General features: G+C 43.1%; 17 protein-coding genes. 13 read left to right on the forward strand and 4 right to left on the reverse strand.

The features are described 5' to 3' along the window. Positions 1 to 168: 168 nt before the first annotated feature. The 13 genes from MKZ09_RS07320 (at position 169) to MKZ09_RS07380 (ending at position 16,336) form a co-directional block, all read left to right on the forward strand. Positions 169 to 1,728 (forward strand): response regulator transcription factor, encoded by a 1,560-nt coding sequence (locus MKZ09_RS07320; RefSeq protein WP_076206288.1) that lies wholly within the window; start codon positions 169 to 171, stop codon positions 1,726 to 1,728. After that, entirely contained in the window at positions 1,725 to 3,515 is a 1,791-nt protein-coding gene (locus MKZ09_RS07325) for a sensor histidine kinase (protein WP_076206185.1), read from the forward strand. The genes MKZ09_RS07320 and MKZ09_RS07325 overlap by 4 nt, the downstream gene beginning before the upstream one ends. Positions 3,516 to 3,699: 184 nt before the next feature. Then, positions 3,700 to 5,001, forward strand: coding sequence for an ABC transporter substrate-binding protein (locus MKZ09_RS07330; RefSeq protein ID WP_076206183.1), 1,302 nt, complete (start codon positions 3,700 to 3,702; stop codon positions 4,999 to 5,001). 228 nt (positions 5,002 to 5,229) lie between these two features. Then, a complete protein-coding gene (locus MKZ09_RS07335; protein WP_256719234.1) occupies positions 5,230 to 6,042 on the forward strand; it encodes a carbohydrate ABC transporter permease in 813 nt (270 codons plus the stop codon). Beyond that, positions 6,042 to 6,863 (forward strand): carbohydrate ABC transporter permease, encoded by an 822-nt coding sequence (locus MKZ09_RS07340; RefSeq protein ID WP_076136279.1) that lies wholly within the window; start codon positions 6,042 to 6,044, stop codon positions 6,861 to 6,863. Before MKZ09_RS07335 ends, MKZ09_RS07340 begins: the two co-directional genes overlap by 1 nt. Before the next feature lie 37 nt (positions 6,864 to 6,900). Further along, positions 6,901 to 9,972 carry a glycoside hydrolase family 2 TIM barrel-domain containing protein gene (locus MKZ09_RS07345; protein ID WP_076206180.1) on the forward strand — a complete coding sequence of 1,024 codons (3,072 nt, stop codon included), beginning with the start codon at positions 6,901 to 6,903 and terminating at the stop codon, positions 9,970 to 9,972. Between the two features lie 188 nt (positions 9,973 to 10,160). Beyond that, a complete protein-coding gene (locus MKZ09_RS07350) occupies positions 10,161 to 10,871 on the forward strand; it encodes a lantibiotic protection ABC transporter ATP-binding protein (RefSeq protein WP_076136283.1) in 711 nt (236 codons plus the stop codon). Beyond that, positions 10,868 to 11,614: a lantibiotic immunity ABC transporter MutE/EpiE family permease subunit gene (locus MKZ09_RS07355; RefSeq protein ID WP_076206177.1), complete on the forward strand. Its 747-nt coding sequence runs from the start codon at positions 10,868 to 10,870 to the stop codon at positions 11,612 to 11,614. Before MKZ09_RS07350 ends, MKZ09_RS07355 begins: the two co-directional genes overlap by 4 nt. Before the next feature lie 2 nt (positions 11,615 to 11,616). After that, a complete protein-coding gene (locus MKZ09_RS07360; protein ID WP_076206175.1) occupies positions 11,617 to 12,378 on the forward strand; it encodes a lantibiotic immunity ABC transporter MutG family permease subunit in 762 nt (253 codons plus the stop codon). 15 nt (positions 12,379 to 12,393) lie between these two features. Then, positions 12,394 to 13,053, forward strand: a complete 660-nt coding sequence (locus tag MKZ09_RS07365) for a response regulator transcription factor (protein WP_076206283.1) — start codon at positions 12,394 to 12,396, stop codon at positions 13,051 to 13,053. 101 nt (positions 13,054 to 13,154) lie between these two features. After that, a complete protein-coding gene (locus MKZ09_RS07370; RefSeq protein ID WP_179089590.1) occupies positions 13,155 to 14,417 on the forward strand; it encodes an ATP-binding protein in 1,263 nt (420 codons plus the stop codon). A gap of 289 nt (positions 14,418 to 14,706) precedes the next feature. After that, positions 14,707 to 15,480, forward strand: a complete 774-nt coding sequence (locus tag MKZ09_RS07375; protein WP_036675873.1) for an SDR family NAD(P)-dependent oxidoreductase — start codon at positions 14,707 to 14,709, stop codon at positions 15,478 to 15,480. A 496-nt stretch (positions 15,481 to 15,976) separates the two neighbouring features. Next, positions 15,977 to 16,336, forward strand: coding sequence for a hypothetical protein (locus MKZ09_RS07380; RefSeq protein WP_036675871.1), 360 nt, complete (start codon positions 15,977 to 15,979; stop codon positions 16,334 to 16,336). A gap of 64 nt (positions 16,337 to 16,400) precedes the next feature. Here the strand turns inward: MKZ09_RS07380 and nrdF are convergent, their stop codons facing one another. From nrdF to MKZ09_RS07400, 4 genes are all read right to left on the reverse strand, one after another. Then, the gene (nrdF, locus tag MKZ09_RS07385; protein ID WP_076099522.1) at positions 16,401 to 17,360 is read right to left on the reverse strand and encodes a class 1b ribonucleoside-diphosphate reductase subunit beta; all 960 of its coding nucleotides are present in this window, start codon (positions 17,358 to 17,360) and stop codon (positions 16,401 to 16,403) included. Positions 17,361 to 17,399: 39 nt separating this feature from the next. Continuing rightward, positions 17,400 to 19,484: a class 1b ribonucleoside-diphosphate reductase subunit alpha gene (nrdE, locus tag MKZ09_RS07390; protein ID WP_076136294.1), complete on the reverse strand. Its 2,085-nt coding sequence runs from the start codon at positions 19,482 to 19,484 to the stop codon at positions 17,400 to 17,402. Further along, positions 19,471 to 19,830: a class Ib ribonucleoside-diphosphate reductase assembly flavoprotein NrdI gene (gene nrdI / locus MKZ09_RS07395; protein ID WP_076136296.1), complete on the reverse strand. Its 360-nt coding sequence runs from the start codon at positions 19,828 to 19,830 to the stop codon at positions 19,471 to 19,473. The genes nrdE and nrdI overlap by 14 nt, the downstream gene beginning before the upstream one ends. Positions 19,831 to 20,233: 403 nt before the next feature. Further along, positions 20,234 to 21,883 carry a helix-turn-helix domain-containing protein gene (locus MKZ09_RS07400; protein ID WP_076206169.1) on the reverse strand — a complete coding sequence of 550 codons (1,650 nt, stop codon included), beginning with the start codon at positions 21,881 to 21,883 and terminating at the stop codon, positions 20,234 to 20,236. Between the last annotated feature and the right edge of the window lie 12 nt (positions 21,884 to 21,895).

Genomic DNA, 21,895 nt, shown 5'->3' on the forward strand with positions numbered 1-21,895 from the left:
TTTTATGGAATGAAAAATGAGAGGTTGACCATATTTGTTGGCGGGGCATATGATTTGGAATGAACAATTTTTAAGGTAGCTTACGGCTTTACTTGTATAGAAGCTTGCTCCTTGTTGGATGTATTGTATACTATCAAATGGAAAGAAAACGGTTACAAGGGGGAAGAAATGAAACCAATATTCAATATTATGATTGTTGATGACGAGATGCTTGTAAGACAAGGAATCAAACATCTTTTGAATTGGGAAAATGAAGGGTATCGAATTGTCGGTGAGGCCGCTAATGGTCTAGAAGCACTAAATATGATGGATGAGGTCAGCCCTCATATCATCATTACAGATATTGTTATGCCGATAATGGGCGGAGAGAAACTGGTCAAGATCGTGAAGGAGAAATACCCTCATATTGAAGTAATCGTCTTAAGTAGTTTCAGTGAATACGATTATGTCCGATCCACATTTCAAAGTGGGGTAGCGGACTACATTCTGAAGCCAAAGCTGGAAGCTGATTATTTGTTATCCATCCTAAATAAAACCACTGCTAAATTGGTAGGGATGGAGATGTCCGATCAAGGAACGGATCCTGGCGAAAAGCAAATTTTGCTAGTTATCGAGAAGCTTATGACCGGATATGAGTCTGGGCTTGAACCTGCTTTGCTTCATGCAAAGTTTCCTCACCCACTATTTGCTTTCTTCGGAGCGGATATGAGACATATTAAAGATTCTGGGGATAGGTTAACTCTCATACAAAAAATAGAAAAAGGGCTTAGTACGCTCCCTTTGGGTGATACAGTGTTTATTCGGTTGAAGTTTGTCAATGATTCGGTTATTTATTTGCTTAATGCAAACCCGGGACAGTGGGACGACCATGTTATAGAGCTCCGATATCTGGTCTCGGAAATGGATAAATGGACGAGAGAAATACATTTCGTTATCAGCCAAAGCTTTACGGAGTTTAATAAGCTGGGAGAGATTTATCGAGACAATTATTTAAAGCTTACACGATACAGTTTCTACTTACCGGATCGAAGCTTAATTGAAAACGATCATTTGCCCAGCCTTCCGAGTGCCTATCAGGAATATGATATGGGCGAATTAATGGAGCAACTGAAACGTAAGCAATATCAGAAGGCATTTACTGGATTTCTGGAATATGTTCATCTCCGTTCGATGGATTATCGGACCGATATTTTCGAATTCAAATCGTTATTGGGGAATTTCATATTTAACGTAACGACCACACTTGGAAAAATGAAGTACGAGACTGGAGGCTTGGAGGCATCCAAATACGACTTCTTTCGAAAAATAGATGAAGCGATGTATGCCGGAGACGCAATCGCTGTTGCTGAAGCCTTTATTCGCGAAGCTGAACGTGCGATTGGTGAGACGAACCTAACGATCAATCCCAATATGACCCGATTGCTTGAATACATTCAGACTCATTACGCTGATCCCATCACGTTGACTGGGGTTGCGCGGCAGTTTCATTTCAACGCTTCTTATTTATCGAGCCATTTCACTGCTCAGAATGGTGAAGGATTTAATGAATATTTGAACAAGGTCCGGTTGGAGAAAGCCATGGAGTTACTCGTGACGACGGAAAAAACAATTTCTGATATCAGCGCTAGTGTGGGGTATTCGGATCAGAGTTATTTTACTAAAGTGTTTAAGAAACAGGCTGGTATTTCTCCGAGCCAGTACCGAAGACGGGACGTAGAGCGACCATGATTGGAACTATCATTAACAAGATTAGAAAGCAGGGCCTATTTCTCAAGATTTTTCTTGTGACCCTCATAAGCATTGTTGCTGTATCCCTGCTGACTTTGTCTATCACCATCCGTATGTCAGAAAATTTATTCTTAAAGACCTTCAGCATAACGAATGGCAAACTACTAAATCAGATGAAGACAAACTTGGAGTCCTACAACAACGTTGTAGCTACGGGTGCTACAATGACAGCTCAGAAAGGTGCCATCCGCAGCTATTTGTCTGGAGGAGAGACGGATTCATTAACACTCGCTATCAAAACCTACCAGATGACAGAAAGTATGCGGGCAGTCCGCTCCAACCTCAGTGCTTTTGATGTGGGGATTATGATTGTAGGTGCGAATGGCAGAAGTTACTCAACTGACCCTTGGTATTGGTCTGCTACTGCTGAAGAATTGAAGAACCACCCGATTACGAAAGCGACAGTGGCCCATCCGCAGCAAATTCTGTACCAGCTTTATCAAAAAGAGGATGGTCAAACCCATAAGAAAGAGATCATGTTAGTGGCTTCTAAAGCTCTATTTGATCATTCGACCGGCAGTATCTATGGCACTATGTACATTGCAATTCGTGATAGCGATTTTAAGGCCTTCTATGCCAATTTTACGAGTGAAGGTAATGATGTCGTGTTGTTGAATGCAAAAGGACAAATCATATCCAGCAACAGGACAGAGCTGATTGGGCTGACCGATCAACAGCTGCTTCAAGAAGTAGTTGATGAACAGAGCACAGTAGACAGTGGAGAATCTGTCTATGTGATGGGGAATGAACGGGTAGTATTCTCGGAATACTTGCCTGAATTTGATGTTTATTTGGTGAACCTGATCGATAAGAAAGCTGTGACCGGTCAGATGGTTAATGCCAAAGCAGTGTCGTTGACGATCATGGCTATCGTAGCCATTTCGCTTATTATTGTATTTTTAATTACAAGGAAAATGACGAAGTCCCTGCGTGTACTCGTTGAACAGATGTCGAGTATTCCTAAGGGGGGATTCGATAACCACGTGGATGTCGCCACTAGTAGTTATGAAGTTAAGGAGCTAGGCAATGCCTTTAACTTTATGCTTGATTCCCTACATGATTATGTTGATCGGTTGATGGAGACCCAGAAGCAGCAGCGTAATGCGGAGCTGGCCGCCCTTCAAATGCAGATCAATCCCCATTTTTTATACAATACACTGGCTTCTATCAAATTTCTGGTGCAACAGGGCAACAAGGAAAAAGCAGCTGGCACGATAAATTCGCTAATCTCACTCCTGCAAAATACTGTCAGTGATGTTCAATCCACTATACCTGTTAGTCAGGAATTAGAATCGCTGAAGCATTATGTGTATATCAATCATGTAAGGTATGGCGAGAAGATCCGCGTGAATTATTTTGTGGAGCCTGAAAGCTTAGATTATCATATGCCAAAGCTAATTCTGCAGCCTTTTATCGAAAATGCGTTCTTTCATGCATTCAATCTTAAAGATGAGGGAAGAATTCTAATCATGATCGCCGTTCAGGAAGATCAGCTTGTATGTGAGGTTGTAGATAATGGTGACGGGATGGACCTTGATCCTAATTTTCTGAAAGAAGAACAGTTGCCAGCCTCGAAGCACAAACGCCAATTGTTCTCCGGGATCGGTATACGGAATGTTGATGACAGAATCAAATTGCTGTACGGAGAGAGTTACGGTATTAACATTACAAGCAAACGAAATGAAGGTACGAAGATCATAATTACGCTTCCATTGTTAAAAGGCTAAAAAATTTACAAAAATCTAAAATTAGTACCAGCGTCGATCTCAGAGTGAAAATAGAATCCAATAATAACACCAAAGCTAACAAAGATACTGCCAAAGAAAGCGAATACAAAATGATAATATGGAATTGCAGCAGAGAAAACGCTTCCATCTTTATTATTTTACAGATTATCAAGGGGGTTACGAAGTGAAAAAATTATTATCCGTGATGCTGGCTAGTGTGGTTCTACTTTCGGCATGTTCCTCAGGTGGAACGAAAAACGAAACGGGCAACTCCGGAAGCGAAGGTAGCAGTAAGCCACAAGAAATCACAGTTTGGGCTTGGGACCCAGCGTTTAACATTGCAGCCATGAATGTTGCCAAAGAAGCTTATGCGAAAGTCAATCCAGACATAACGGTAAACGTCGTAGAGAACGCGCAGGCTGATATCGTGCAAAAGCTGAACACAGGACTGAACTCTGGATCTACGAAGGGTCTTCCTAACATTGTATTGATCGAGGATTACCGTGCGCAAAGCTTTTTGCAAGCGTATCCGGATTCCTTTTATGAATTGACTGATGTTGTTAAAGCCTCTGATTTTGCGGATTATAAAATTGGCCCGACCAGTGTTGACGGCAAGCAATACGGTGTTCCGTTTGATTCTGGTGTGACTGGAATGTATGTACGGACAGACTATCTTGAGCAAGCAGGCTACAGCCTGGATGCACTACAGGATATCGACTGGAAGCAATATATCGAGATCGGTAAAGCTGTAAAAGAGAAAACCGGCAAAAGCATGATCACGCTGGATCCCAATGATCTTGGTCTTATCCGGGTCATGATTCAATCGGCGGGTGCATGGTATACGGGTGAAGACGGTCAGACTCCGACCATTGCAGACAACGCGGCTTTGAAAGAGGCACTTGTATTGTACAAAGAAATGATGGATTCCGGCATCGTGAAAGTTAACTCAGACTGGAGCCAATTTGTAGGCGCATTTAATAGTGGTGAAGTGGCAACCGTACCAACAGGTAACTGGATTACCCCTTCAATTAAAGCCGAAGCTTCCCAATCCGGTAAGTGGGCTGTAGCTCCGCTTCCTAAGCTGGCAGCAACAGCAGGCTCTGTCCATGCATCTAACCTTGGAGGCAGCTCCTGGTATGTAATGAATGTGGATGGTAAAGAAGCAGCTGCGGAGTTCCTTGCAAAAACATTTGCTTCTGATGCTGAATTGTATCAAACGTTGAATACAAAAGTTGGTGTTATCGGCACTTTAAAAGCTGCAGCAAGCGGAGAAGCTTATTCAGCTGCGGATGAATTTTTCAAAGGTCAAAAGGTTGTATCAGATTTTGCGGCATGGACCGAGCAAATTCCTAACGTCAACTACGGCATGAACACTTACGCAATAGAGGACATTATGGTTGTAGCAGTGCAATCTTATCTTGGTGGAAAAGATGTAGATACTGTTCTGAAAGATGCCCAGAAGCAAGCAGATACCCAAGTTCGCTAATCACACTTAGGCTGTACAATCTAAGCCCTTGCTTCTACTTCTCCTGTAAATTGGATTTCTACAGAAGGATGGGCAGCAGGGGCTTTCATCTCTAATAAATCAGACAGAAGGGTGTGAAGTGGAGTGGAAAATGTAAAGCCAGGGCTAAGCTCTCAAAGACATAAAAGCTCTAAGGGTCAACGGCAGATCCATCTGACAGGTTGGTTATTCGTTATTGTGCCGGTAATTATGATCTGTATTTTCTATTTCTATCCAATGATTCAGGCTTTAATTCTATCCTTCAAGACAGGTAGAGGCAACAATCTTCATTTTACCGGCCTTGATAACTATATTCGACTGTTTAGCGACACCACTTTCCTTACAGCCGTCAAAAACACTTTTATTTACTTGATTATTCAGGTCCCAGTTATGCTAGTGCTGGCGCTCTTTATCGCCGTGCTGCTAAATGACGAAAGACTGAAATTTAAAGGATTTTTCAGAACGGCCATATTTCTGCCAACGGTAACTTCACTTGTAGCGTACTCCGTTGTTTTCAAGTACATGTTTGGAGCCGAAGGTATCGTCAATAAATTTCTGGTGAATCTGCATCTAATCAGCGAACCGATTCAATGGATTACTGACCCCTTCTGGGCCAAAGTCACTATCATTATCGCTATCACTTGGCGCTTTACTGGCTATAATATGATTTTCTATTTGTCCTCACTGCAAAATGTCGACAAATCAATATATGAGGCTGCTCATATAGATGGTGCAAGTGCATTTACACAATTTTTCAAAATTACAATTCCCCTATTGAAGCCGATTATCTTGTTCACGACGATCACATCGACCATTGGAACCCTTCAGTTGTTTGACGAGGTGGTTAACATCACGAAAGGTGGACCCGGTAATGCAACCATGTCGATTTCCCAATATATTTATAACCTTTCCTTTGAATACACGCCTAACTTTGGATACGCTGCAACCGTCTCCTATTCGATTGTTGTAATGGTGCTCATTCTGACGCTTATTCAGAACAAAGTAGGAGGGGATAAGAGATAATGAAAACCAAACGCATGTTTACTTATGTATTTCTAGTCATCGCTGCGCTGATCTCTATCTTTCCATTTATTTGGATGGTTATAAGCGCCACGAACCAGTCGGTTGATGTAACCAAAGGGACATTGTTGCCGGGTGCACATTTAGTGGAAAATATAAACAATCTATTTAGTTCAGTGGATATGTGGCAGGCTCTCTGGAACTCAGCAAAAATCTCTGTGGTGACTACTGTGCTTTCACTGCTAGTAGCATCGGCGGCTGGGTATGGTTTTGAAATGTACCGTAGCCGGAGTAAAGATATCGTATTCAATATTTTGCTTGCTTCAATGATGATTCCATTTGCGGCGATCATGGTACCTCTATTTCAAATGTTCGCAAAAGTATCGAGTGTAGTGCCTTTTCTGGGTATCGATACAGCATCGGCAGTCATCCTTCCGACATTTACAACAGCATTCCTAATTTTCTTCTTTCGTCAAAGTACAAAAATGTTTCCTAAGGATATGATGGAGGCTGGGCGCATCGATGGTCTTTCGGAATTTGGATTGTTCTTCCGCATTTATATGCCAACGATGAAATCAACTTACGCCGCTGCTGCGATTATCACATTTTTAAACAGCTGGAACAATTATCTGTGGCCTTTGATCGTATTGCAATCACCAGAAAATATGACTGTGCCCCTTCTTATCTCGAATCTAGGCTCAGGTTATGCCCCTGACTATGGTCTGATCATGTCTGCGATTGTCATTACGACCTTGCCGACAGCACTAGTGTTTTTCATGATGCAAAAGCAATTTGTAGCTGGGATGACGGGTTCGGTTAAATAAGTTAGCGATCATGTTATGAATAGAGGAGGAAATATAGATGAAGCAGCAGGTTGAACGAAACCTCACTCCAAGTCTGGAATGGTTATCAGACCCTTCCATTTATGCAATAGGCAGAGTGCACGCGCATTCTGACCATCGATATTACCAAACGAAAAATGAAGCCGAAGCGCTTGGAGAAATGCCCTGGCGCCACAGCCTGAACGGCAGCTGGAAATTTAGCTATGCCCAAAATGCCATGGAACGACAGGTTCAATTTTATAAGGAGGACGTGTCTTGCAGAGGCTGGAAGGATATTAAAGTTCCCGGTCATATCCAACTTCAGGGTTATGGGCAGCCACAGTACGTGAATACGATGTATCCATGGGACGGTCATGAGCATCTTAGACCTCCGATGATCTCTGAGGACCACAATCCTGTAGGCAGCTATGTCAAATATTTTGAAGTTCCTGCGGGCTGGGAGCAACGTCCGGTGTATATATCTTTTCAAGGAGTTGAATCGGCTTTTTATATATGGCTAAACGGGGAATTTGTTGGCTATAGCGAAGATAGCTTTACACCGAGTGAATTTGATTTAACATCATACTTGACGGAAGGCGAAAATAAGCTGGCGGTCGAAGTTTATCAGCGCAGCACGGGGAGTTGGTTGGAGGATCAGGACTTCTGGCGCTTTTCGGGAATCTTTCGTGAGGTGTATCTATACACCGTGCCGGATGTTCATGTGCGGGATCTCCATGTTCAAACCGATTTGGATGAAAAGTTTGAGCAAGGAACGCTGACGGCTGCCATGCAATTGATAGGTAAGTCTGCCTCAAAAGTGCTCCTTGAGCTTAAGGATAGAGCAGATAATCTTGTGGCTAGTACTGAAAGTGAAGTTTCAGGAGATTCCCTTTCGCTTACGCTTGCGGCAACAAAGGTGCAGCTGTGGAGCGCAGAAGCTCCTAATCTGTATACCCTTTACGTCTCTGTTTACAACGCCTCCGGGGATCTTGTAGAAGTTGTGCCGCAAAAAATTGGTTTTCGGAAATTCGAAATGATAGATAAGATTATGCACTTAAACGGCAAACGTATTGTATTTAAAGGTGTCAACCGACATGAGTTTAATCCGCGCTTTGGACGCAGCATTACGAAAGAAGATATGCTGTGGGACATAAAAACCTTAAAACAGGCGAACATCAACGCTGTGCGGACCTCGCACTATCCGAATATGACACTCTGGTATGAGTTGTGTGATGAATACGGAGTCTATGTCATTGACGAGATGAATTTAGAGTCGCATGGATCATGGCAGAAAATGGGGGCAGTTGAGCCGTCTTGGAACATCCCCGGCAATAAGCCTGAATGGCAGGATATCGTGATGGATCGTGCGATTTCCATGGTAGAGAGAGACAAAAACCACCCCTCCATTCTAATTTGGTCCTGTGGGAACGAATCTTTTGCAGGAGAAGTAATTCTGAACGTAGCCAATTATTTTCGAGAGAAGGATCCTACTCGTTTGGTTCATTATGAAGGGGTGTTCCATAACCGTGAATATGATGATTCGAGCGATATGGAAAGCCGCATGTATGCGAAAGCGGCAGATATCGAAAGGTATTTAACAGAAGATCCGTTAAAGCCATATATTAGCTGTGAATACATGCATGCGATGGGCAATTCCGTCGGGGGATTGCATAAATACACAGAGCTAGAGCAAAAGTATCCCATGTATCAGGGTGGATTTATCTGGGATTATATGGATCAGGTGATTGTGAAAAATGATCGATACGGTAAGCCCTTCATGGCTTATGGAGGAGACTTCGATGACCGTTCAACCGATTACAACTTCTCCGGTAACGGAATTGTGTATGCGGATCGGAGATGGTCGCCAAAAATGCAGGAAGTAAAATTCCTGTATCAGAACGTCAAGCTGCTCCCGGATAGTCAAGGTTTTACAATCAGAAATGAAAACTTATTTGTGGGCTTGGATGCTTATGAATTACAATACGCTCTGAACTATGAGGGTAGGGTCATCCAGCGTGGAACTGTATTCGTTCAGGTTAATCCGGGCGAGGAAAAATATGTACAAGTGGATCTACCTGATATTAAGAATCAGCCTGGCGAGTATAGCTTGGATGTTTCACTTGTCCTGAAGGAAGATTCATTATGGGCGAATAGCGGTTATGAAATCGCTTTTGGCCAGCATGTTTTTCAAGTGGCAAATACGTCAGCCGAGGAGTCTTTAACAGATGCTAAGATAACATCTGTCGTGAATGATTTTCGCGTGGTTGAAGGAGATGTGAATATTGGCGTACATGGTCGCGACTTCTCCGTAATGTTCTCAAAGCAGGCGGGTACATTAATTTCTGTTAAATATTCAGGGCAGGAAATGATCTCTTCACCGCCGGCACCGCTCTTCTGGAGAGCAATGACCGACAATGACAAGGGGGCAGGAATGCATTTCGACTCTTCCCCTTGGTATGCAGCAAGCTTGACCCGTAGAACGTTAAGCTTCGAGCTCGTGGAGGAGAAAGACCGTGCGACGGTGACTTACGTGTATAAGCTTAGTGTATCAGAGGCGGTACGTGTAAGTGTAACTTACACCGTGTTCTCCGATGGAAGCATAAAGGTGAAATCAAGCTACCATGGAGCAGCGGGTTTACCAAAGCTTCCGATCTTCGCTTTAAGCTTTAAGGTGCCAGCGGATTATCACCAGCTGGATTGGTATGCAAATGGGCCGGAAGAAAATTATATCGACCGTGCGTGTGGGGCGAGATTGTGTCGCTTCCAGAATCATGCGGTGGACAATGTGTCGTCCTATTTGGTGCCGCAGGAATCGGGCAACCGCACAGGTGTGCGCGAAGTATCCATAAAGAACGATTATGGCCAAGGCATTATAATATCGGCACCAGCTACAGCCCCTGTTGAAGCCAATATCTCGCCTTACTCGGCAATGGAGCTGGAGAATGCGACACATCATTATGAGCTGCCGAACGTTCACTATACCGTTGTTACCATTGCTGGACGTCAAATGGGTGTAGGCGGGGATGACAGCTGGGGAGCTCCAGTTCTTGATGAATATCAAATCAATCCATCCTTAGATATGAATTTTGAATTTACAATTCGCAGAGCATGATTTTTTTGCAATATTTGAAGTCATGTATTAGATGATAAAAATTCAACAGGCTCGGTTCAATGTTAAATTTGAACCGAGCTTTTTTATGCTCGTTATAATTCCTTATAATTTGAGCTCAGTAAAACCTTATAAAGTCCTTAGATTTGCTATATATGATCAACGTATAGCAAATGAGAGGATGATATAGGATGGGAGAGTATATTTTACAAACTAATAATTTATCCAAGAGTTTCAGGGGGCAGCGTGCGGTTAACGATATCAGCATAACCGTAAAAACTAATTCGATTTATGGACTGTTAGGCCCAAACGGCGCAGGTAAATCGACGACTCTAAAAATGATAACAGGGATTCTTCGAGCGACGTCAGGACAGATTTTATTTGACGGTCATCCATGGACACGTAAGGATTTACTCCACATTGGAGCGCTGATTGAGTCCCCGCCACTTTACGGGAATCTGACTGCTGCCCAAAATTTGAAGGTACATACGACAATATTAAACTTACCGGATTCTCGGATTCGGGAAGTTCTTGAAATTGTTGATTTAACAACAACAGGCAAAAAAAGAGCGGGACAATTCTCTATGGGTATGAAGCAACGTCTCGGGATTGCGATCGCTTTGTTAAATCAACCCAGACTCTTGATTCTGGATGAACCGACAAATGGGCTTGATCCGATTGGGATTCAGGAATTACGTGAGCTTATTCGCTCATTTCCTGCACAAGGGATTACAGTCATCTTATCGAGTCATATTCTTCATGAGGTGGAGCAAATTGCCGATCATATTGGAATCATTAGTAATGGTGTTCTAGGGTATCAGAATGCAATATATCCCGGTGATGATTTGGAGAAATTGTTCATGGAAGTCGTGACTCGGAACAGACAGGAGGTAACAAGATGATCCACTATCTTTTATCCGAAAATATTAAATTCAAACGAACATTTTCGCGAAAATTGATTGTCGTGGTGCCACTGTTTTTTCTTCTATTTTCATTTTTCACACAACAGAACCTGCAAACTGAAGACCACTATTTTATGGAAATGGTCTTTAATTGGTGGCCGCTGTTATTCATGACCATAGGTTCTGCTTTGTTGTCTACACTATCGAATAACAAGGATCGTAAGGCTGGAGGGTACCGTAGCTTAAGCAGTCACGGAATTAACATCGCTAAACTGTGGCTCAGTAAAATTATTGTGGTGTCATATTATTTGCTGCTGTCTTCGCTGCTCCTTATTGCAGTAATGTACCTATCTGGTCTTTTGTTTCCTTTGGGTGCAGCACCCTTATCTGAAATTACAACAGCCGCTATGGTTGTCTGGTTGACCTCTTTGGGGACGATTCCAATCTATTTTTTCTTAGCCGAACAATTTGGGGCGGTAGTGTCTATTCTTGCAGGTCTGTTTGGGATGATTGTGAGTGTACTAGCAGCGGATCAACCTTCATGGATTTATGTTCCGTGGAGTTGGGCTTTAAGGTTAATGTGCCCCATTGTTGGTGTGCGTCCCAATGGTGTGGCTCTTTCAGCACAGGATGCTCTAAGAGACTCTTCGGTTATTTTACCTGGAATTGTGGTGTCGCTTGTATTCTTTTTGGTAACCCTCACCTTAACTAGCTGCTGGTTTAGTAGAAGAGAGGTGCGATAGAGATGGTGATACTCCGACTATTACAAGCTGAATGGTTGATGACTAAGCACACTGCAATTCGTTGGTTGATATTCCTTGTTCCTGTTCTATATCCGATGATGGTACTTTGGTATTTTTCACAGCGTGCGGATCAGCTTCACATCTATGATGGTTATTTTTCATTAATAGCCTTTGGGTTGCCTGTTGGGATAGGATTATTCTCTGCTTTAATGAGTGGTTTAGAGGAGGGGGCAGGTGGATTCTATAATCTATTAAGTGCTCTTTCACGTCCGAAGTGTTATATAAGAAAACTCGGGTTCATAATCTTGGCGATGATATGGATCGTATTCGGTTCAACATCAGTTCTAATACTGGGCATGAAAAAATTTTTGCATATAGAGCAGATCCAATATCTAATATTTTGGCAAGGAGCTTGTTGGGTAGTAGGTACTGCTCTAATCTTAATGATCTTTCATCTCATCTTAAGTTATGCTGGAGGCATGGGACTTTCTCTAACGGTGGGTAGTGCAGGTACGCTAATTGCAGCCATCGTAGGTGGAACCATTGTAGGCGATAAAGTGTGGTTATACATACCGTGGGCCTGGTCGATGCGGATGATTCAACTTCCCTTATTTTATGCACAACCCAACGGGCTCATTGAAACGGAAGTATTGGAGCTGCAACTTCTTCATTCCGTACCTGCTATACTTATTAGTACAATGGTAATTGCAGCGTTAGGCTTGATATGGTTTTATTACTTTCAGGGTAGGAAATCATATGAATAAATAGGAGTGAGGTCACTGGCTAATATTTTAATAATAGATGATGAACCTGATATTTTGGCGCTAGTAAATAATATTCTTAGCAAAGATCACCATAGGGTTACGGTAAAAACAAGTGCACGACATATGTCTTTGAACGAGTACTCGACATTTGATTTAATCCTGTTGGACGTGATGATGCCAGATATCGATGGTTTTGAGCTCTGTACTCAAATCAGGGATATCGTAGACTGTCCGATTCTGTTTCTTACAGCTAAATCAATGGAAACGGATATTATGTTTGGACTTAGTGTAGGTGCAGATGACTATATCGTGAAGCCTTTTCGCGCAGGCGAGTTAAAGGCTAGGGTCAACGCTCATTTGCGGCGTGAAAATCGAGGGAAAAATCATATGTTAAGCGCATCTGGAGTGAAATTCAATCTCTCGGCAAAGGAGATTTCTGTTGATAAAGAGAAAATAAATCTCACTAAAAGTGAATATCAGATATGTGAATTTCTTGCTAGAAATAAAGGTCAGGTTTTTTCCAAAGAACAAATTTATGAATCGGTTTATGGTTATGACAAAGAAAGCGATAGCTCAACTATTACAGAACATGTGAAAAATATCCGCAGTAAGCTGAGTGAGAGGGAGGTTTCACCGATTGAAACCGTTTGGGGGATAGGCTACAAATGGGTGTGAAACGAATACGGCTCCGTACAGTCTTCATTCAATATTTATTATCATTAGGTGCATGTACTCTATTATTGGCATTTCTGTGTTTAGGGGTATTTACTCTCTTAATGCAGTATGGAATGATTGTTCCAGCAAACCATACTGAGCAATCCATTGCAAAGTCTTGGGATGTTTTGCAGCGTGCGCCACAAATTACGGAAGAAATGATCCCTTGGGGAGCGGAATATGCGGTATTGGATCAACACGAGAACTATATTTCAGGAAATATACCTAAAGAACGCGCTCTAGATATATTGCAGAAGAATCAAAGCAGTTGCAATCTGTTGGGTACAAACTGCAGCGATGTGATTGAGCGGGAGCATGAGGTTATCGTACTGCAATATGCGATCGTACCGCAGTTCACCTCGAATTTTCTGCATAACACGCTGCCTAATCCGCAATTAACGTTATTGCTGTTTTTTGTAGTTCTGATGTTACTGGAAGTTATTCTGATTTCTGGATTTTTCGCTCGAAGACTGAGTCAAAAAATGGCTTCCTTGCAGGAAGCAGCACATCACATTGAAGCTAAGAATTTGGATTTTACTGTCGTGTATTCTGGGGTCAGTGAAATTGATGAGGTGCTATCATCTCTGGAACAGCTGAGAGAGGAATTGAAAAAGTCGCTAGAACAGCAATGGAATCTGGAACAAATGAAAAAAGAGCAGATTTCTGCACTTGCCCACGACATTAAGACTCCTCTTACGATTATTCAAGGAAATGCAGACTTGCTGATAGACTCAGATTTAGCGGAGAATCAGCAAGAATATATAGGGTATATTTCTAAAAATGCGGATCAAATCGAACAATACATGGCAACACTTATTGAGATTTCTAATACGAGGAAACAAATTTCTCCCCGCTCTAAATGGGTGAGAACGGAAGCCTTTATCCAGCAAATTCGTACGCAGTTAGATGCGTTGGTTGTCCCTAAGTGTCTTCAGATAGAATTCCACCAAGACAATCATCTGCCCCCTGAGGTGTTGATAGACAATGAGCTACTTCATCGGGCTGTGATGAATGTGCTCGCTAATGCGGTAGAGTATTCCCCGTATGAGAGTGTGATTTATTTGCAGGTTGAGGCAAAACAAGATCGGTGGAGTATAACGGTAGCAGACAGTGGATCAGGATTTACAAGTGAAGGACTCCAATCTGCAGTTAAGCAGTTTTATCAAGGGGACAGTAGCCGTACCTCCAAAAGTCACTATGGATTGGGACTTTATATTGCCGACACCATTGTCAGGCAGCATCAGGGCAGTCTGCATATTAGCAATTCTCCTCTGACGGGTGGAGGTCAAGTTCGAATCGACGTCCCAGTTCGTGGAGTTAGGTAGAGGTTTATTACACCTCTTAGATTAACATTGGATAAAACTTCTAGTTTATCTGATGAAATTCTAAGGGGTGTATTTTTTATGACGATCAAAACCAAATTCTCAATTGTTGGAAAAGTAGATTAAAATATTGATTGCTATATACAATTAAATACAATAAAGTTGTCATATAGAGGATAATTTTGTCGATTTTTCTGCAAAAATGTTCCAATCCACATTGTATCAGGTGACATTAGGGTCTATGAGGTTCAAATCCTCTTCCTGAAAAAGACATAAGAAAGTGGTGCGCATAATGAGTAGCAACAGATTTGAAAACAAAGTAGTTATTATTACGGGTGCTGGTACCGGAATCGGAAAAGCTACAGCATTGAGAGTAGCAAGAGAGGGTGGTACTGTAGTAGTTGCCAATCGATCAGATGCTGGCGCTAACACAGTCGAAGAAATCAAAGCTTTAGGTGGAGAAGCTCTGTTTGTGCGGTCAGACGTTTCAGTTGAAGCAGACTGCAAAAATATCGTAGATCAAACCTTAGCAGCTTATGGAAAGATTGATTGCCTTTATAATAACTCAGCAATTACAGGAGATAATGCGGATGTTACAGAATATGATCCGATATTGTTTCAAAAGGTGATTCAGACAAATCTTAATGGCCAATTCTACATGTTGCATTATGCATTACCACATATGAAATCCGGTGCTTCCGTTCTAAACTGTTCCTCCTTGCATGGTATTTTTATTGGGATGGCAAATGATGCAGCTTATTCAGCAAGTAAACACGCCATTGTGGGCATGACTAAATCGGTTGCTAAAGAAGTGGGTCACCGTAATATCAGAGTAAATGCTATTTGCCCTGGTCCTATCCCTACACCAACCATGAACAGATACGAAAAGCTGTTGTCTGATGATGTAGAGATGCTTCAATCTCTTATCGCTTCTGGAACGGCTTTGGGCAGATATGGTACGCCTGAGGAAGTAGCAGCTTTTGCATGTTTCCTTCTAAGTGATGAGGCTTCATTTATTACAGGTACAGCACATGTGATTGACGGGGGCTACTCCGCAACTAAGTAATTAGACGGATTAATTTACTTATATAAGCATCTAGTATCGAAGGCTTTGCGGCGTATTCCTGTTCGAAAATCCTGTAGGATGAATGGACTGGAGTTGGAAGGCGCACGCAGAGCCTTTTTTAGTTGTTTCTAAATGATAACAATTACACAAGTGTGAATGAAATTAAGGCAAATATAACCATGGATATGTTGGAATTTGTAGAAATTTGTATTTTAATATAAATAAAAAAAGAAATTTGTCGATAATAATATAGGTAATAGGTATGAGTTAAAATATATTAGAAAGGATGTTGCAATAAAACGATACAGGAAATAGATGTCATTAACTATTGATTGTAACGATATGGCATCATTTAAACAAGGCAGTTTGTTCCAAACCCAGTTGCCAAAAGTAGAAGTTACTGAAAAGCCTGGGCAGAAATTTTTTGTCTGTTGGAGTTACATACATTACTTTCTATCATTAAAAAATAACTATTAAACCTTGGAGGAATACAATTATGTCATACACAATTAAGTACAACAAAAGTGAAAACCACATCGATGTAGTATCTATCGATTTTTCTGCTGAGGATGTTCCAGGATACTTGAAAGATTTTGAGAATATCATGAAGCTGGTTAGTCCTAAATTTACGGGTACAACTGATGTAACTGAATCTGCAAGTGTACTTTCTCCTGAAGTTGCAGCAATGTTGGCTCCAACAGGTGAGATGGCGAAAGCAGCTGGCCAAGCAGGATGGGCTTATGTAACTAAAAACCCAATTTGGAAAATGCAATTGAAACGTATTTTTGGCAGAGATTTTGCTGATGCTTACGATACCTATGAAGAAGCTAGAACAGTACTGAAAAAATTGCAATAATCTAATAAATAGAGTTAGCAAAAAGTGCGGAGAAAGCTCTCCGCACTTTTTGTTTTATCTATATTTAAAATTGAAAATCTTCATCCTTCAGTGGCTCCACATTAAGCGCCCGGACATATCCGTTGCCTTTCTTCGAGAAGAAGTCATGCTGCTTGGTGTGGGTGCTGATCCCGTTCTGAACAATCGGGTTGATCTCTTCCTCGTCAAATAGCGGATCATGGCCCAGATTCATCATCGCTTTATTGGCATTGTATCTTAGGAAAGTCTTAACCTCGTCCACCAATCCGATAGGGGCATAGATCTGCTCGGTATAACGCTCTTCATTCTCATGCAGCAGTCGAAGCAATTCTACCAGCGTATGGTGAAGTTCGCGTTGCTCGTCTTCTGGGAGTCCGTCAAAGATCTCCTGTGCCAGCACACCGACATATACCCCATGGATGCTCTCATCCCGTAGAATAAGGTCGATGATCTCACCGCTGCAAGTCATTTTGCCCTGCCCAGCCAGATATAGGGGATAGAAGAAACCACTGTAGAACAAGTAGCTCTCGAGCAGCACGGAGGCTGCCATGGCGAGGTACAGGTCTTTTGGTGAGTCTATGTTTTTGTAATATTGTGAGATGGTCTCCGCTTTGAACTGGAGGAAGGGGTTCTCTTCTACCCAGCGGAATACACTGTCGATCTCCTCTGTAGAGGACAAAGTGGTGAAAATACTGCTGTACGATTTGGCGTGAATTTGTTCCATCATGCCCATGAAGCCCAGTACGGCTTTACGTTGAAGGCCTTCGACATGCTCCATAATCTGCGGCATTCCGACTCCGCCCTGAATCGTATCCAGCAGTGTCAGGCCGCCCAGCACCTTCATATAGGAGTCCTTTTCTTGCTCACTGAGCGTGAGCCAGGACATTTTATCATCGGATAATGGAATTTCATCGTCCGTCCAGAATTGCATAATGTTCTGATTCCAGAACATCAATGAGAAATCGTCGTCGGGACGGTTCCAGTTAACGGCTTGGATAGCGGTCATAATATTGCAATCTCCTTTTCTGCGGCTATAGCCTTCCTTTTAGATCGAGCAGGTGAGGCATTCCTCGACAGACAGCTTTTTGGTCCGGGTGTAATACAGCGACTTCAAGCCTTTATGCGCCGCATACAGGTAGGAGCGGGCCAGTTCTCTGGTGGAAACATCACTGTTAACATGCAGAACGGTCGAGATACCTTGGTCGATATGGGGCTGAATTTCCGCGATCAGATCGATCACCTTGAACTGGTCCATCTGATAAGCCGATTTATAGAAAAATACATTGTCCGGCCGCAGGTACGGCATCGGATAATAAGTAGTTGAATTAGCGTAAGTCCGAGTCTCAATCTGCTCGACAATCGGCATAACGCTTGAAGTGGCGTTTTGGATATAGGAAATGCTGGCCGTTGGCGCAATCGCCAAACGGTAAGCATGGTATAGGCCATTTGCTTTTACCGCATCCCGCAATTGTTCCCAGTCTGCTGGGGATGGGATATAAATATCTCCGAATAACGCTTGTACCCTTGGGGTAACCGGACGGTAATCAGTAGTCAGGTAACGCTCAAAATAAGCTCCCGTAGCATAATCAGAAGCCTCAAATCCATGGAAAGATCGGCCCGTTGCGGCAGCGATTTCCATACTTTTCTCCAGCGAGTGGAAATTCATGGTCATAAAGAAGGTCCGGGCAAAATCGCGGGCCTGCTCGCTTTCATAAGCAATGTTGTTCTTAGCCAGATAGCCGTGCAGATTCATGACGCCAAGACCGACAGAGTGCATCTCCTTGTTTGCTTTGGCTACGCCTGGGGCATTGGAAATGCTGGTCATATCGCTAACAGCGGTCAGAGCGATCATGCCCTCATGTACGGATTCACGGATTTTGCCATGTTCCATCACGTTAACAATGTTCAAGGAAGCCAGATTGCAGCTTACATCGCGGCGGATTGTACTCTCCTGTCCGTAGTCGGCAATTTCTGAGGTCTCCTGCAGCTGAAAGATTTCAGTACAAAGGTTGGACATTTTGATCTGTCCGACGTTTTTTAGGGCATGGGCCGCATTGGCATTGCTCTTGTTCATGATATATGGATAGCCGGATTCCAGCTGGATCATGGCAATTTTAGTCAGCATATCCCGTGCGCTCATAGCTTTCTTCTTTTTGACACGTGGATCGGCCAGCAGCTTATCATACATATCATCCAGATCCATATCGTCGAGATGCGTGCCGTAGGCTTTGTACACACTGTAAGGAGCAAATACATGCAGCGCTTCATTGTCCTTCGCCAGCTTATAAAAGCGGTTTGGAATAATCAGGCCGATGGACAGGGTTTTGAGTCTTGTTTTTTCGTCGGCGTTGATCTTCTTGCTGTCGAGGAATTCCAGAACGTCCCAGCCAAAAATGTTGTAATAGGCTGCTCCTGATCCTTTACGTTGACCCATCTGATCTGCATAGGAGAAGCCGTCTTCCATCAGCTTAAGTACTGGAATAATTCCCTTCGCAGCATCCTCAACACCCTTGATGGTCTCACCACGGGAGCGTAGCTTGGATAGGTTGACGGCCACACCGCCACCGATCTTCGACAACTGCATGCAGGTATTCAGCACATAGTTGATGGAATTGAGCGAGTCGTCCATTTCGATTAGGAAGCAGGAGACGAGCTCACCACGCCGGCTCTTACCGGCATTTAAGAAGGTTGGTGTCGCAGGTTGCAGGCGCTGTTCCATCATCGAACGGGCAAGTACCCCGGCAGTATCGGCATTGCCGCGTCCCAGGTGAAGGGCGACTGCCGCCACACGGTCCGGGTAATGCTCCAGATATTGTTTGCGGTCATTGGTTTTTACAGCGTAATCCGTGTAGAATTTCGAAGCTGCCATATAAGATGGAAAACTGAAGTTGTAGGCGTGGGTAATCTGGTAGACTTCTTCAATTTCCGCCGTGCTGTACTGTTCGTAAAAATTCTCGTAGAAATCCTGTTCAATCATATAATCAACCTTGGCTTTTGTATTCGCAAAAACCAGACTCCGGCGCTCTACATCCCGCATAAATTCGGCTACTGCCTCAAGATCTTTGTCTAACTGAAAGAAGCCACTTTCGTCTCTCTTCATTAACATGTTATTTAATTCAATATGCCGCAACCCGGCTCACCTCCTGTTTAATCCGTTCTACATCGCCAAATGTACCTGATAACTCAAATTTACCGATAACGGGCACGTTATACCGATCTGCAATCAAGTCCGCGCTGTGCGCGAACAGCTCGCCCCAGTTCTTATTGCCGCTGGCGGCGATGCCTTTCAGATTGGCATTATTGTTCATCAAGAAAGTAGACACCTTTTCTGGAATCTGTCCAAAGCCGGTGGTATATGTAATAAGCACATAGGGCTCATCAATCGTCATATGCTCCTCAATCTGCACAGCCGGCAACTTAAGTTTGCTGATGAAGCGTCTGACATTTCCTGTTTTTGAATCATACGCGACTAGCATGGTGTTTGTCCCCCTGTAAATATTAAAAACTATTGAAAATAGTATGAAAACTGAATGGATAAGCTATAAATACTGAAAAATCGCATCTATACTATATTTAGTGTGCGTTGTTTATTTTAATTACTATATGTTGAAAAGTCAATATGGGAACAGTAGTCTTAATAGCTGGGAAAGTGTCTCGTAAGCGGTTTTTTGGTAGACTTTTAGGGCAGAAAGACCGGAGTATTAGCATTTTGCTAGTTTAAAAATAAAAATAAAAAAATTGCAGGAATAAGGGGGATACTTAGGGATGCTGCTGAGGGTGATGGCAAGCCAATAAATCTGCAAGGAACAGGGCCTGCTCCTTGCAGATTTATTGGCTTTATTTTTGCAAAGTGAGATTATTCTTAATAATCTCTTGATCTCAAGAACGGTTGTTTACTCCGAGGCTTCGGTCAGATGGTGAATCTGCTTTAAGTTGCTGCATGTATTCCCTGGGGGAAATTCCGGTTACCTTTTTGAAAACTTTACTGAAATAGAAGGCACTCTCATATCCCAGCTTCTGTGAGATTTCGTAGATGCGTCCTTCCCCGCGTGCCATCATTTCTTTGGCTGTCGTGATTTTGATCTCCGTGATATATTCCACGTAGTTGACCTTGGCAACCTTGGAGAAAAGGTGGCTCAGATAGTTGGGACTGAAATTGAAGACATCAGCCACTTGATTGAGCGAGAGCTTAGTTCCTAGATTTCGTTTAATATATTCTTGGACATTTTTGACGAGCTGCTCCTTGTAGCTTTGTCTGCGGGTAGAGAGGATGTCTGAGCAACCGTCCCGGAACTGGATCAGCCAGCCGGTGATCTCTTCAATCGTATGCATCTGGTAGATAGCCCGGTAGCCCTCCGGTTCATTTTCGAAAATTTGTTCCACAATGTTCTCACCGTCTGCGAGCAGTGAAGTGGCCATGTACAGAATGTTGCAGGCGGCATCAGTGGCGGGAACCAGCAGGTCGGCCCGGCCGTCGAAGATTTCGATCATTTTGGAGATAATGGCGTATAAAGCTTGGGTATCCATTTCTTCAAAAGCACGGCGGATCTCTGTACGCAATTCGGAGAAATCAAACAACAGATGATCCTGCTCCAGCGACTCTCCTTCGGCAAAAAACACAAACGACTGTGCTTTAACCGCAGCAGGAAGCGCTTTTCGCGCAGCGAGGTAGCTTTCCCGCAGCAAATAAGGATCCTCGACCGCAAAGCCGATCGCGCCGATGATCCTTACATTGAAGTAGTTATGGAGTATGGAGGCCATATGGGTCAATAGCATTTCAATCTCTGCCATCCATTGCCGTGAATCCGTCCCGTTGACGGGCAGGGTTACAGCAAAATTGCGCAAGTCCAGACTGGTCACATAACAAGGTCTTATGGAAGTAAGCGTATCTTTGGCCATTTGGACGGTACTTGAGCACAGAGCAACCATTTTATCGCCGCGGGGCGGGACACTGTCTGGCCCCAAAATACGGCAAGTGCAGACTAGATATGCAGGTTCCTTGAGCTCAAGGTTTAAATCATCTCTCTGCAAAAGGTACTGGTTTTTATTTGCGAATAAGTTATTGAACAGGCGGATGAAAAATTTATCGCGTTGGGCTTGTAGATTGCCTCTATGAGCAAGCATAGGATAGCTGTCTAGGGTTTGAAAAGCCTCCAATTGGGAAATTGCTTTCCGAATGGAGGCATCAAGTGCCTCTGGTGTCAGTTCTAGCTTCACTAGATAATCTGTAGCCTGCACTTCAATCGCTCCACGTGCGTATTCGAATTCCTCGTAGCTTGTTAAGATGATGAACAGCGGAAGCCGGCCGTGTTTTTTGCGTACCGCACTGGCAACTTCTAAGCCGCTTTTAATTGGCATTTTTATATCGCTGATTACGATGTCAGGACGGAGGGTGTCAATCATTTCTTCCTCTTGAGCCCCGTTGTGTGCAATGCCGACAATTTCTATATTATATTGCTCCCACTTCAGCATGGACTGCAAGCCGATACAAACCAGCGCCTCGTCATCAGCAATTAACAACTTGATCAATTCCATCACATC

It is taken from the genome of Paenibacillus sp. FSL R5-0908 (assembly GCF_038006245.1).
Classification (GTDB): domain Bacteria; phylum Bacillota; class Bacilli; order Paenibacillales; family Paenibacillaceae; genus Paenibacillus_AQ; species Paenibacillus_AQ odorifer.